Raw genomic sequence first — 14,017 nt, forward strand, 5'->3', positions numbered from 1 at the left:
TGGCGGAACACCCCCACCCGCCTCACGAACGCCTCGGCGCACCCGGCGACGTACTCGTCCGGCATCGTCACGCACCCTCCCCGAATCCCGCGGAACGCCTCAATTTCTGTACTCAGAATCTAGACCATTGGACAGAAAATCCAAAGCGATGCCGTCGCCGGTCGGGCCGCGGGCATCTCGTTCTTCTGTCGTTCACCCAAGAAACGCCGGATGTACAGGCACAGTGCACCCACATCCGACGAAAAGGCCGCATCGTCGGATATCGGACCGCTGCATCGAACCAACAGAAAGTCGACCGATATGGGCCAGATACTTGTCACCGTGGCGACGAAGATCGGCGTCGCGCTCGCCGAAGCGATCCTCATGCGTCTCGTCCGGGAGTTGTGGGCCGCCTTCGCGCGCCGCGTGGACCTCGCCACGGCACCGGCCGCCGCCTGACACGCGTCCCCGGCGCCGGCTCTCCCCCGCGTGCGGCCCCGGCGTCACCCGACGCCGCCCACCGGCACGCGGAGCGACCGGCGGTGCCGTCTCACCGCCGGGCGCCCCGGCTGCCGCTCAGGCTCTCCGCCCGCCCTAGCCGCGCCTTCCGCCGTTGTGTTCGCTCGGCATGTCGGCACCGCCTCTGCGTGCCCGTCCCCCACGCAGCAGATACGTCGCTCCGCCGACGGCGAGGGCTACCGGCCATTCGAGGGCGCCTGCCACGGCCATCGCCCCCAGACCCCCGTAGAACACGAGGTCCTTGTTCGCGGGCATGCCGGGCATCCGTGACGTCGCCGCTTTCGCCGTGCTCGTCATGTCACCCCTGGTGATGTACGGAATCGTCAGCGCGGGGTGCACCGTGCGCGTATGAAGGTGCAGGCCCGCTCCCTCATGCGCATGCCGCTTCTGTTGCTCGTCCAGCCCTTGCTTGGCCATCCCCCGGCCTCCTCTCTCGGAGTGGGCGTGTTCCAGCGCGCCTGTCGCGGCGCGCTCACTGCTCCTTGCGAACCGGGTATCCGCACACATCTGATTTGAATCGCCGATTTGTGGCTACTCATCCAGTTTGTTGCTGTATATACGGCTGGACCGGAACGTCCTCCTACGGGAGCGGGTGATGCGCTGTGGCACTGCCAGGAGGCGGGCTGCTGCGGGCGGTGGTGTCGACCTCCGCCGCACTGGCGAACGGCACGCGACAACGCGTACGACAGTTCGAGGGACGCACCCACATCGCCGTGCGCGGCCTGAGCGAGGGTGAACTGCCCGGGCCCAAGGCGGAGAAGCTGGCCGAGGACGTACAACGTCGCCTCGCCGACGTGCCCGGGGTGGCCTGGGCCGTGGTGAACACCGTGCTCGGACACGCCGTCGTCGCCACCGAGGACACGTGCGACCCGGATGAGATCGTGTCGGTCCTCATCGAGGCCGTCGAGGCCGCGGAGGACGCACACGGAGTCGAACACCCGCTGCCCGACCATCCCCTGTCCGGCGACACCCTCCGCCGGGCGGCATGGGCCGTGGCCGTCCACATGGCGGCAGCGCCGCTCGCCGCGGCGAGCGAGCTGACCCGGCGCGCACCCGTTCCCACCTGGGTCGCCTCCCTCTTCCCCATCATCGACTCGCAACCCCGGCTGAGATCGCTGGTCGAGCGCGCGGTGGGCACTCACAACGCCAAGATGCTCATGGCCGGTCTGACGGCGCTCGGCCAGGCCGGCTCCGGTGGGCTCCTCGGGACGGCCGTGGACGCCGTACGGCACACGCTCCGGGTGATGGAAGCCGACGCGGAGCGCTCCTCCTGGGCCGCCGCCGAACCACATCTGACCGGCAGTGCCGCGGCCGCCGCCCACGGCGTGGCGCCCGTGCCCCCGTCCCGCCCTGCACCGCTGAAGCGCGGACCCGTCGAGCGGTACGCCGACCAGGCACCCCTCGTGGCCGCGGCGTCCTTCGCCGGCGCTCTCCTCGTCACCGGGCAGCCCGGAAAGGCGGTCGGCGGCGCTCTGGCGGCGGTCCCCAAGGCGCCGCTGCTGGCCCGCGAAGGCTTCGCCTGCGCCTTCGGCCGGGGCCTCGCCCGCAGAGGAGTCCTCGTTCCAGGCCCCGACGCCCTGCGCGCGCTGGACCGTGTCGGCACCGTGCTCCTCGACACGGACGCCCTCGCCACCGGGTCCCATCTGCTGGCCGATCTGATCGCCCTCGACGAGGACGCCCCCGCGGGAGACCTCGCCGCGACGGCGCACCGGCTCTTCGACGGCTCCGCACCCGAGAGGGCGGCCCGGGACGGCGACTGGGAACTGGGACCCGTCGAGTGCCTTTCGCTGCACGGCCGCACCGGATCCCGGGCCCGGCAGCGCCTCGAGCACAACGGCGCGCGACTCGTGCTGGGGCTGGCCCACGGGCACCGGCTGCTCGCCGTGGTCAGCGTGGTGCCGGAGCTGCACGACGCCGCCGCCGCGTTCGTACCCGCCGCCCATGCGTCCGGACTGACCCTCGTGGTCGCGGGCGCGCACACCGGCGACCCGGCGGTACGCGAGGCGGACGCCGTACGCGACGCGGGCGAGCGGCTGGCCCACTCCGTACGGGACCTCCAGCGGGACGGCGACGGTGTGCTGCTGATCTCGCGCAACCGGCACGCCCTTCGAGCGGCGGACGTCGGCGTCGGTCTGACCGGACCCAAGGGCGCCCCGCCCTGGGGCGCGGACGTGTATGTGAAAGACGGCGACCTGGCGGCGGCCCTTCTCCTCGTGCGCGCCTGCCGCGGCGCCCGGGAGAGCGCGCACCGCGGAGTCCGCCTCGCCCAGGCGGCGGCCGCCGTGGGCGCGACGGCGGCGCTGGCCGGACGGTCGACGCGGCCCGAGGAACGCGGCGTCACGGCGTTCAGTGCGGCGGCCGCGCTCGGTACCGTCGTCGGGGTCTGGTCGGCGGCGCGGCTGCTGCGTCATCCACGGCCGTCGACCGCCACCCGTCATCCCTGGCATGCGATGGCCCCGTCCACGGTGCTCGACAGGACCGGCAGCAGAGCCGAGGGGCTGACCGGTGCGGAGGTGCGCAGGCGTGGCACCGGTACCGGCGAGCAGGCGCGCACGTCCTCGCTCGGGCGTGCCTATCTGACCGAGATGGCCAATCCGCTCACACCCGTGCTCGGCGCCGGGGCGGCCATGTCCGCGTCCGTGGGTGCCGTGCTCGACGCCGTCGTCATCGTGGCGGTCACCGCGCTGTCCGGGTTCTTCGGCGGTTTCCAGCGGCACAGGACCGACCGTGCGGTGGCCCGGCTGCGCCGCGAGTCGGCCGTCATGGCCAAGGTGGTGCGCGACGGGGCGGAGACCACCGTGCCCGCCCAGGCACTGGTCGTGGGTGATGTGGTGGCCCTGAGCGCCGGTGACGTGGTGCCTTCCGACGCCCGTCTGCTGGAGGCACATCACCTGGAGGTCGACGAGTCGGCGCTCACCGGCGAGTCGTTCCCGGTGGCCAAGGACGTCGCACCCGTCCTGGCATCGGACCTCGCGGAGCGTAGGTCGATGGTCTACGACGGCACCACGATCGCCGCCGGTCGTTGCCGCGCCGTCGTCGTCGCGACCGGTACCGCGACCGAGGCGAGCCGGGCCGCGACGGCCGGCCGGGGGGCCGCCCCCGCCGTCGGCGTGGAGCGCAGGCTGGCCCGGATCACCCGCAGCACGCTGCCCGTGGCTCTCGGTTCGGCGGCTGCGCTGATGGCGGCCGGCACGTTGCGGGGGCGGGCCGTACGGGACACCGTCGGCGCAGGCGTGGGCCTGGCCGTGGCCAGCGTCCCGGAAGGGCTGCCGTTCCTGGTCTCGGCGGCCCAACTCGCCTCCGCCCGGCGGCTTTCCGTGCGCGGCGCCCTGGTCAGGGACCCCCGCACCATCGAGGCGGCCGGCCGCACCGACGTCCTGTGCTTCGACAAGACCGGAACCCTCACCCACGGGCACATCTCCCTCGTCGCCGTCGCGGCCGACGGGGAGAGCCGGCCCCTCGAGTCGCTCGGTGACGAGCAGCGCACGGTCCTCGCCGCCGCCCTGCGGGCGACCCCACGCCCGCACGGCGACGCGGGGCTCGAGCACGCCACGGACGGCGCCGTCACCACGGGCGCCGAGGAGGCGGGCGTACGCCGGACCACGCAGGCCCCCGAGTGGCAGCGCCTGTCCAGTCTGCCGTTCGAGCCGAGCCGCGGCTTCCACGCGACCCTGGGCCGGACCGAGGGCCACACGGTCCTGTCCGTGAAGGGAGCCCCGGAGGAGGTCGTCGAGCGCTGCGCCACCCTGGATGGGCGGCCGCTGGACGAGGAGGGACGCGCGGACGTGCTCGCCACCGGCGAGAAGCTGGCGGCTGAGGGACATCGCATCCTCGCGGTCGCCGAACTCCGGGATGCCACAGGCGACAAGCTCACCGACGACGCCGTGCGCGATCTGGACTTCCTCGGTTTCCTCGCGTTCGCCGACCGCGTGCGCGGGGCCGCCGCCGACGCGGTACGCCAACTGGCGGACGCCGGCGTGCAGATCGTGATGATCACCGGGGACCACCCGAGCACAGCCGGCACCACGGCCGCCGAACTCGGCGTCCTGGACGGCAGACGCGTCGTGACGGGTGCCGAACTCGACGACCTGGACGACTCGGCGCTCGACGCGCTGCTGCCCGACGTGGGGGTGGTCGCGCGCGGCACCCCCGTGCACAAGGTCCGTGTGGTCCAGGCGTTCCAACGCCTCGGCCGGACCGTCGCGATGACCGGCGACGGCGCGAACGACGCCCCCGCGATCCGGCTCGCGGACATCGGCATCGCGTTCGGCACCCGGGCCACACCGGCGGCGCGGGCGGCCGCCGATCTCGTCGTCACCGACGACCGGCTGGAGACGGTACTCGCCGCCCTCGTGGAGGGCCGTGCCATGTGGGCCTCGGTGCGGCAGGCCCTGGCGATCCTCGTCGGGGGCAACCTCGGCGAGATCGCCTTCACCCTCCTCGGCGCCGCCACGACCGGATCCTCGCCCCTGACAGCCCGTCAACTCCTGTTGGTGAACCTCTTCACCGATCTGGCTCCGGCCATCGCGGTCGCCCTGCGCCCACCCAACCCCGAGACCGCCGAGCGCCTGCTGCACGAGGGCCCGGAGGTGTCCCTGGGCACGGCTCTCACGGAGGAGACGGTCTGCCGCGCCGTGGCCACCGCCCTCGGCGCCACGGCCGGCTGGCTCGCCGCCCGCTTCACCGGTCGTGCCGCCCGCGCCCGTACCGTCGCCCTGGTCGCCCTCGTCACCACCCAGCTCGGCCAGACCCTGCTGGCCGGCGGCCGGAGTTGGGAGATCGTCGGCTCCTCCCTGGGCTCCTTGGCCGCGCTGGCGGCAGTGGTGCAGACCCCGGTCCTCAGCCAGTTCTTCGGCTGCACTCCGCTGGGCCCCATGGCCTGGACGATCGCCCTGTCCGCAGCGGTCGGAGCGACGGTGGCCTCGCCGTTCCTCCCGGCGCTCGTCGGCCGGGCCAGGGCCGTCGTCGCCCACCGGGCACCGGTCGCGGCCACATCCTGAACGACGGCCCTTTTCCCGCGAGGCAGCACGATAAAAGTCACAATTACGTATCGGGCATTTGGCTCGTCAATCTTCACGTCGGCCACACAAGTTGGCTAGGTTGTCGGGCGGGCCGTACGACTCCCACCGGCGAACCTCGCCGGGTTGCACGGCCTCCGCCGAGTCCGGTGCACCACCAGCACGGCCGGAGCCGGGGATCCATCGGCCACGGTGCGAACCGGCCCGATCACCCACCGGGCAGGGGCCGTACGGCACACCTTTCGGATTCGTCCGCCCGAACCCTTTCCAGGGCCGGAGCGGTCCGGGGGCCCCTCACCGCTCACTCGGGCAGGCGGAGCACGGAAGGAGCACGTCCCCATGGCGTCGGAGCGAACCTCGCGTCCCGGAGGCTTCGGCCCCCCCGGCTTCCGTGACTCCGGCCCCACCGGCGCCTCCCGTCCCGGAGGCCACGACGCGCCGAGCCGTGCCGAGGTCCAGCAGCGCATCCACAGCCTCTACGACCGCGCCGAGACGGACAGCGGGACCTTCAACGCCACCCGGGCCGTGGCTGCGGGCAACAGCAAGCGCGGCAATCCGGCGGCCGGCGGCGAACGCAGACGCACCGATCCCACGCTCGACGCCATCGCCAGGCAGTGGTTCGACGCGGCGCGCGCGAACCTGGGACCGATCGTTCCGGCGGCGCTGCCCGCCGACCGGATGCCGATCGCCGAGGAACGGCCCACGGTCCCGGCGCAGCGCATCGGAGACGACCTCGGCTCCCGCGAGCCGGGCGGCCGCCCTCTTCCGGAACTGACCGCCGGACCCGCCGGCCGGGCGACCGCCCGGCCCCTCGAACTGACCGCCGGTCCTGTGGCTGCGTTGCCCGCCGCTCCGGAGCCTTTGCCGCAGGCCCGGGCCCCAAAGGCGCTCCCCGCGTCCGCCGCGAAGCCCTCGTCGTCCGCCCCGAGGAGTTCCAAGGAGCGGTCCCGACGGAAACTGGCCGCTGCGCGCGAGTTGCTGTTCCAGCACACGGCGCGGCAGAGCATGCGTCTTCCGGCTCTGGAGCCGGCGGCCGCCGAGCCGGTACGGCCCGTCGCCGAGCGCCCGGCCGAGTGGCAGCAGCCGCCCGCCCTCGACCCGGGCCCCGCGTTCGCCGCCCCGGCCCCGGCCGTCATGGAACCGCCTCTCGTCACCGACGCGTTCACCGCCGGCACCGCCTTCGTCGCACCGAGCACGTTCGCCGCGGCCGACGCCTTGACGGCCGGCGTTTCGACGGGAGGGTTCACCGGCGCCCCCGCCTTCCCCACGACCGAGGTATTCGGCGCGGCCGAAACCTATCCCGGCATCACCCCCGCCGACACGACCACCGGCACCCCCGCCACGGACACCTTCCCCACCACCGACCCGTTCGCCGCCACCGGCACCTACCCCGGCATCGCCCCCGCCGACACGACCACCGGCACCCCCGCCACGGACACCTTCCCCACCACCGACGCGTTCGCCGCCACCGGCACCTACCCCGGCATCACCCCCGCCACGGGCGCATTTGCCTCCCCCGTGGCATTTCCCGAGGCGTTTTCCGGCGCCGACGTGTTCGTGGCCCCGGACGCCTTCGCCGGGACGACCGGCGGTGAGATCCCCGTCGGTGTCGGCGCGGTGCCCGGCACCGGGTACGAGACGAAGGCCGCGCAGGCACTCGCCTTCGCACGTGCGCAGATCGGCAGGCCGTGCGTCTGGGGTGCGGCGGGTCCGGACTCCTACGACGCCCCCGGCCTCACCCAGTCCGCCTGGAAGGCCGCCGGGGTCGCTCTCCCCCGCACGGCGCAGGAGCAGGGCGCCATGGGGACGACCGTCCCCCTCACGGACATCCGGCCCGGAGACCTGATCTTCTTCTACGACACCGGCAGCCACGTGGGCGTCTACACCGGCGACGCCATGATGATCCACGCGCCCGGTCCCGGGTCCTACATCCGTGAGGAGTCGATCTTCTTCGCGGGGAACGCGGCGATCCACGGTGCGGTGCGGCCCGCCTGACCTCGTCCGCGAGGAGCCGGACCGGCGGAACGCCGCGCGCCGCGCGCCCCCGCACCGGCCCTGCCGGGCCCGGAGGTCGGCCAGGGCGCTTTCCACCAGCGTTTACGCAGACCGGTCGGGTCTGTCGTCGGCGTGCGGCCGACGGCTTCGCGTAGGAGCGTGGTGGTGTGCGAAGCGTGCGGGACACGGTGCAGGGACAGGACGGAAGCCGGCGGGGCTGGTTGCGGGGTGCGCCGCCCCCGCGATGGGTGCGGATCATGCCCGTGGGCCTGCTGCTGGTCGTCTGCGTCGCCACCCTGACCAGCTCCGAGCCGCTCGACATCGGATTCCTGCTCGGCGCCATCCCGCCATTGGCCGTGCTGTCCTACGGGCCGGCGGCGACCGCCGTCCTCGGTGTCGTGGTCGTCGCCCTGCAGCACGCCCGGATCTTCCATCTGGACCACCCCGGCAACACCGACCTGCTGACCATCGGCTTCGTCGCACTGCTGAGCGTGTTCGTGTCGTATGTGCGCAGCCACCGCGACGCCCAGCTCGACCTGGAGCGCACCGTCGCGGAAGCGACGCAGAACGCCGTCGTCCCCCCGCTGCCCGAGAAGGTCGGCCGGGTCCGCTGCACCGGTCTGTACCGGGCCGCCCAGCGCGGGACGCTCGTCGGCGGCGACTTCTTCGACGTGCGCGAGAGCCCCCACGGGGTACGGGTGGTCATGGGCGACGTGCAGGGCCACGGCCTGTCCGCGGTGGCCACGGTCGCCTCCCTGCTCGGCGCCTTCCGGGAGGCGGTGCTCGACCAGCCGGACCTGCCCTCGGTCGCCTCCCGGCTCGACCGCAGGCTCCTCGTCGACTCCGCCGAGGCGCGGCGTCCCGAGCTGTTCGCCACCGCGGCGCTGCTCGAGTTCTCCCCCGACGCCCGCACGGTGCGGATCATCGTCTGCGGCAGTCCGCCGCCCGTGCTGCTCCAGAACGGGAAGGCCACGGAGGTCCAGATCACCCCCGGCACGCCCCTCGGGCTCGGCCTGTGCCCGGAGGACGCCTACGACGAGGTGACCCTGCCGCTGCTACGGGACGACAGGCTGTTCCTGGCCTCGGACGGCATCTGGGAGGGCAGGAACCCCGACGGCGCCTACTATCCTTTGATCGACCGGCTTCCGGGTCTTGTCGACGACGACCCCGGCACGACGGCGGAGCGGGTGTGGGTGGATCTCGTCCACTACTGCGGCAGCATCAGCGACGACGTCACGATGCTGCTCCTGACCCCGGAGCCGACTCTGGAGCCCACGGGCATAAAGTAGCCTTATGAGGTCATAGAGCGGACCCGCGTACCAGGTAAGGCATGCCTTAGCTTAAGGTTTCCGATCGAGCCGTCTGTCCTCGCTCGAAGGGAACTGATCATGCCCCGCCCCCTGCGGGTAGCCGTCGTCGGCGCCGGTCCGGCCGGAATCTACGCCGCTGACGCGCTGCTGAAGTCCGAGGTGGCCACCGACCCCGGCGTGTCCATCGACATCTTCGAGCGCATGCCGGCCCCGTTCGGCCTCATCCGTTACGGAGTCGCTCCGGACCATCCGCGGATCAAGGGCATCATCACGGCCCTCCATCAAGTGCTGGACAAGCCGCAGATCCGGCTGTTCGGCAACGTCGACTACCCGACCGACGTCAGCCTGGACGATCTGCGCGCCTTCTACGACGCCGTGATCTTCTCCACGGGCGCGACGGCCGACCGGGCCCTCGACATACCCGGCATCGACCTCGACGGCTCCTACGGCGCGGCGGACTTCGTCTCCTGGTACGACGGCCACCCGGACGTGCCGCGGACCTGGCCGCTGACGGCCGAGAAGGTCGCCGTCCTCGGTGTCGGCAACGTCGCCCTCGACGTGGCCCGTGTCCTGGCCAAGACGGCCGACGAACTGCTGCCCACCGAGATCCCGTCGAACGTGTACGACGGCCTCGAGGCCAACAAGGCGCTGGAGATCCATGTCTTCGGCCGCCGTGGCCCGGCCCAGGCCAAGTTCAGCCCGATGGAGCTGCGGGAACTGGACCACTCCCCCGCCATCGAGGTCATCGTCGACCCCGAGGACATCGACTACGACGAGGGTTCGATCGCGACCCGGCGCGGCAACAAGCAGGCCGACATGGTGGCCAAGACGCTCGAGAACTGGGCGATCCGGGACGCCGGCGACCGACCGCACAAGCTCTTCCTGCACTTCTTCGAGTCACCCACCGAGATCCTCGGCGAGGACGGCACGGTCGTCGGCCTGCGCACCGAGCGCACCGCCCTCGACGGGACCGGGAACGTCAAGGGCACGGGCGAGTTCCGGGACTGGGACGTCAGCGCGGTCTACCGCGCCGTGGGCTACCTGTCCGACCCCGTGGCCAAGCTGCCCTGGGACATCGACTCGGGCACGGTCCCCGACGAGGGCGGTCGGGTCATCGAGGAGAGCGGCAGCCACCTGCAGTCCACCTATGTGACCGGGTGGATCCGCCGCGGTCCCGTGGGGCTGATCGGCCACACCAAGGGCGACGCCAACGAGACGGTGGCCAATCTGCTGGACGACCACGCGAACGGGCGCCTGCACACGCCCGCCTCCCCGGACCCCGAGTCGGTGGACGCGTTCCTCACCGAACGCAACGTCCGTTTCACCACCTGGGACGGCTGGTACCGGCTCGACGCCGCGGAGAAGGCGCTGGGCGAACCGCAGGGTCGTGAGCGAGTGAAGATCGTCGAGCGCGAGGACATGCTCCGGGCGAGCGGCGCCTGAACGCCGACGCCGCCCGGCCGCGGCAGATGATGCCGCGGCCGGGCGGCGGGCCCGCCGGCCAGGAGCCACTGGCCGGCGGTTCTCCCCCGGGCGGGTCAGGGATAGCTGACCAGGTTCGCCACGTTGGTCGAGGAGTTCGACGGTCCGCCCCGGTCGTTGATGACGTGGCGGATCGTTCCGGTACCACCGAGGGAGACGGTCACCATGTTGTGGAACTGCACCCCCGGGGTGTTCGGCACCTCGTAGGAGTGCTCGGCGGTGACACTCGGGTTGACGTTGAAGTAGCAGTAGCTGCCGAGGCCGTACGCCTGGTGGCTGGTCACCGAGCCGGCGACCTTGTAGGCCGCGTAACCCTGCGTGGAGCCGTTCATCCAGGCCGACTGGTTGGGCGGGTCGTACGGCATCTCGTTCTGGTAGAAGTAGGTCCGCCCACCGTTGCCGTTCCAGATCGTCTGGTACTTCTGGAAGTGCTCCACGAACAGGCCGTACATCGTCACGTCGTCGCCGTTGACCACCAGTCCGGTGTCCGCCGTGTTCGACGTCCAGCCGACGCCGTTGCCGTGGTCGGCGCGCCAGATCCACATGTGGTCACCGATGACGTTGCGGCTGTTGACCACAAGGCTGGTGGTCGCCTTGCCGACACCCGCGCCGCCGACGCGGAAGTACACGTCGTGCAGGGAGGTCGGGTCGGTGGCGTGGGAGGCCGAGGAGCCGGACGGCCCGACCTCCATCACCGTCGGCGAGTTGGTGGTGCCCGCGTCGAACAGCAGGCCCGCGACGGAGACTCCGTCCACGTCGGCGACGGTCATCGCGGTGATGCCGTTGTCCGGAATGAGGGTGGCCAGGCCGAGGCCGAGGACGACGGTGTCGGGACGGGTCACCTTCAGCGTCTGGTTCAGATGGTAGACACCGGGGGTGACCAGCAGGTTCTTGCCGGCGGCCAGGGCCGCGTTCATCTGGGCGGCAGTCGCGCCCGGTTTGACGACGAAGAACTGGTCGAGCGGCAGCGAGGCGCCCGCCGGGGATCCCGAAGCCCAGCTCGTCGCTGTCGAGTTGGTGCGCACCGACGGCACGAACACCTGGTAGGCGCCAGCGCTGTCGACGTACAGGAACGGCTTCTCACGGGTGACCGGGCTGCGGTCGACCGTCGTGTACGGGGGGTTCGGGAAGCTCGTGGCCGGGACGCCCTGGCTGCCCACGAAGACCATGTTCCAGTTGGAGCCCGTCCAGCTGCCGAGCTGCGAGTTGCGGGTCAGCCACTGCTGCTGGCTGCCGGAGCGCACCTGCCCGTCGATCTTGCTGTCCGCCAGATAGCCGCCGCTCGACCAACCGCCGTCGTCCAGCGCGAGGTTGCCGCGCAGGTGGATGCGCCGGTACGGCGCGGCCTGCGACACCGCCCAGCGGTCCGTGCCGCCCGTCGGGTTGACCGAGAGGTTCTCGGCGCCGCGCCAGAAGTTCTGCGTCGCGTTGCCCTGGAACCAGTCCGCCTCGGCGTGCACGGCGCCGTTGATCGTCACCGCGTCGGGCGACAGGCCGAGTCCCAGGACCTGGGTGTAGAAGCCGACGTTGACGTCGTTGCTGTAGGTGCCGGGCTTGAACATCACGGCATAGCGCTGGGAGCCGAACTGGTTCGTCTCCTGCTGCTGGAAGATGGAGTTGAGCCTGCTCTGGATCGTCGACGACGGCATGGACGGGTCGAAGACGACCACGTTCGGGCCGAGGTCCACGTCACCGGGAGAACTGGACACGGCTGACACCTGGAAGCGCTGGGCGGCGGTGCCGTTGCAGGTGTACTGCGTCAGCTGCACGCTGTCCGCCATCGAGGCGCCGGGGACGTCGAGGCACTTGCCGCTGTGCCGGTTCACGAAGTGGTAGGCGCCGCCGCCCTCGTCGACCGCCTGCCACTGCTGGTTGTCGCCACCGCCGTACGCCCACAGCTGGAGCGCGGCCCCGTCGGCGGTGGACACATCGGTCACGTCCACGACCTGGGCCGGGTCGTTGCGGTTGTTGATGCGGACATAGCCGTCACCGGTGGAGGTGAAACTCCACTGCTGGGCCGTGGAGTTGTTGCAGGAGTACTGCTGCACGGCGGTGCCGTTGGCGGTGCCCGCGGCCCGGGCGTCCAGGCATTTGCCGCTGCCGCTGTTGACGACCGTCGCCCAGCTCGTGGGCAGGGCCGCCGCGGCGGCGGAGGCGTTCGGGGCGGCTCCCGCGGAGACGACCGTCAGCGCCGATGCGGCCGTGACCAGTGCCAGCGCGGCGGCCGTACGGGGCCGGGCGCGCCGCAGGCGGCCCGCTCCGTGGCGGAACAGGGTTGGGAACACGGTTCCTCCTCGGCCGACGGTCCGTCGGCCGTTGTGGGGGGTGGGGGACGGCTCGGTCAGCCGGTGTAGGAGGCGAAGACGCGCGTGTAGTCCCACGCCTGCTGGCTCACTCCGGAGCAGCTGTCGGCCGGGCCGCCGGTGCAGGGGCGGTCACGGTTGACGGACCAGAAGGTGAGTCGCGCGAGGTGGTGCTGCTGGGCGTAGCCGAGGATGGTGCGGAAGTCGGCGACGGTGACCGTCTCGTTCTGGTCGGTGATGCCGTTCATCGACGAGATGCCCATGTCGCGGTAGGCCTGGTCGTCGCTGTAGCCGTACGCGTTCTTCAGCGCCGTCTTGAGTCCTTCGGCGGCCCGCAGGGTGAGCGTGCCCATGTTCTGTCCTGCGCCGCCGAAGTCGAACGGCATGATGGTCCAGCTGTCGACCGTGAGGCCCGATCCCGCGGCCCGGTTGATCAGGCTGGTGTCCGGGCCGCTCTGCCCGGTGCCGATGGTGACGTACACCTTCAGACCGGGGTTGTTGGCCTTCACCGTCTTCAGCGCGTCGACCGTACGCTGCTGGACGGTCGGGTTGCTGTAGGCGTCGGCCTCGATGTCGATGTCGATCGCCTTGAGACCGTAGGCGTTGATGACCTTCTGGTATGCGGCCGCGAGCTCGCCGGCGCTGGAGCAGGAGCTCTCCAGCTTGTTGCCGCTGTAGCCGCCGAACGACGGGATCACGTCTCCGCCGTTCGCCCGGACCGTGTTGATCGTCTGCTGGTCGACCCCTCCGGTGAGCGAACGGCCGCCGTCCCACTGGGGGTTGCAGTAGCCGTTGCTGAGCACGAAGGCCAGCGTGAACCACTTCACGCCCGTCGCGTTGGTGACGGTGGTGGGGCTCGGCGGGTCGCCCCAGCCGTTGTAGAGGTACGGGGCCACGGCCATCGGCGCGGCGGGGGCGGTGCCGCCGGACGAGGGCGCCGTCCACTTCTGGTTGGCTCCGCCCGAGCAGGTCCAGATCTGTGTCGGGGTGCCGTTGGCCGAGTTGTTGTCCGTGACGTCGAGGCACTTGTCGGCCTGGGAGTTGACGATGTCGTGCGCGGCGCTGACGGTCCACTTCTGGTTCGCGGCGCCGGTGCACGACCACAGCTGGAGGCGGGCGCCGTTGGCGGTCGAATTGCCGGTCACGTCGAGGCACTTGCCCAGGGCGCGAATGGTGCCGTCGGCGCCCACGGTCCACTGCTGGGCCGTGGTGCCGTTGCAGTCGTAGATCTGGACCGCGGTGCCGTTGGCGGAGTTGGCGCCGGCGACGTCGAGGCACTTGCCCGCGAGACCGGTGATGGTTCCGGTCGCTGCGGCGGCGGGGGACGCGGACAGCGCGGTGGCGGACAGAGCCAGTAGGGACGCGGCCAAGGCGGCGCGAGCGGCGGTCTGGGAGCCCATGACACTCCCTT

Annotated in this window: 7 protein-coding genes; 4 read left to right on the plus strand and 3 right to left on the minus strand. The window is 71.8% G+C overall.

Annotation, left to right across the window (positions count from 1 at the left end):
• Positions 1 to 573: 573 nt before the first annotated feature.
• Entirely contained in the window at positions 574 to 915 is a 342-nt protein-coding gene (locus ACSHXN_RS05160) for a hypothetical protein (RefSeq protein ID WP_355138282.1), read from the minus strand.
• Between the two features lie 185 nt (positions 916 to 1,100).
• Between ACSHXN_RS05160 and ACSHXN_RS05165 the strand changes: the two genes are divergently transcribed.
• The 4 genes from ACSHXN_RS05165 (at position 1,101) to ACSHXN_RS05180 (ending at position 10,264) form a co-directional block, all read left to right on the plus strand.
• Positions 1,101 to 5,498: an HAD-IC family P-type ATPase gene (locus ACSHXN_RS05165; protein ID WP_438302721.1), complete on the plus strand. Its 4,398-nt coding sequence runs from the start codon at positions 1,101 to 1,103 to the stop codon at positions 5,496 to 5,498.
• A 357-nt stretch (positions 5,499 to 5,855) separates the two neighbouring features.
• Entirely contained in the window at positions 5,856 to 7,511 is a 1,656-nt protein-coding gene (locus ACSHXN_RS05170; RefSeq protein WP_438302722.1) for an NlpC/P60 family protein, read from the plus strand.
• Between the two features lie 257 nt (positions 7,512 to 7,768).
• Positions 7,769 to 8,800, plus strand: coding sequence for a PP2C family protein-serine/threonine phosphatase (locus ACSHXN_RS05175; protein ID WP_438302723.1), 1,032 nt, complete (start codon positions 7,769 to 7,771; stop codon positions 8,798 to 8,800).
• Between the two features lie 99 nt (positions 8,801 to 8,899).
• Positions 8,900 to 10,264: an FAD-dependent oxidoreductase gene (locus ACSHXN_RS05180; protein WP_438302724.1), complete on the plus strand. Its 1,365-nt coding sequence runs from the start codon at positions 8,900 to 8,902 to the stop codon at positions 10,262 to 10,264.
• A gap of 95 nt (positions 10,265 to 10,359) precedes the next feature.
• On the opposite strand, the gene ACSHXN_RS05185 is transcribed toward ACSHXN_RS05180, so the two are convergent.
• Both ACSHXN_RS05185 and ACSHXN_RS05190 read right to left on the minus strand, forming a co-directional pair.
• On the minus strand, positions 10,360 to 12,513 hold the full coding sequence (locus tag ACSHXN_RS05185) for an RICIN domain-containing protein (RefSeq protein ID WP_438306431.1): 2,154 nt from the start codon (positions 12,511 to 12,513) through the stop codon (positions 10,360 to 10,362).
• A gap of 131 nt (positions 12,514 to 12,644) precedes the next feature.
• Positions 12,645 to 14,006, minus strand: coding sequence for a lectin (locus tag ACSHXN_RS05190; RefSeq protein WP_355138272.1), 1,362 nt, complete (start codon positions 14,004 to 14,006; stop codon positions 12,645 to 12,647).
• Between the last annotated feature and the right edge of the window lie 11 nt (positions 14,007 to 14,017).

Origin of the sequence: Streptomyces sp. HUAS TT11, from assembly GCF_051553595.1 — a bacterium.
Classification (GTDB): Bacteria; Actinomycetota; Actinomycetes; order Streptomycetales; family Streptomycetaceae; genus Streptomyces.

Excerpts from the sequence above, each read along its gene's own strand:
- ACSHXN_RS05160 (WP_355138282.1), bottom strand. The coding sequence starts at position 915 with ATGGCCAAGCAAGGGCTGGACGAGCAACAGAAGCGGCATGCGCATGAG.
- ACSHXN_RS05170 (WP_438302722.1), top strand. The coding sequence starts at position 5,856 with ATGGCGTCGGAGCGAACCTCGCGTCCCGGAGGCTTCGGCCCCCCCGGC.
- ACSHXN_RS05175 (WP_438302723.1), top strand. The coding sequence starts at position 7,769 with ATGCCCGTGGGCCTGCTGCTGGTCGTCTGCGTCGCCACCCTGACCAGC.
- ACSHXN_RS05180 (WP_438302724.1), top strand. The coding sequence starts at position 8,900 with ATGCCCCGCCCCCTGCGGGTAGCCGTCGTCGGCGCCGGTCCGGCCGGA.
- ACSHXN_RS05190 (WP_355138272.1), bottom strand. The coding sequence starts at position 14,006 with ATGGGCTCCCAGACCGCCGCTCGCGCCGCCTTGGCCGCGTCCCTACTG.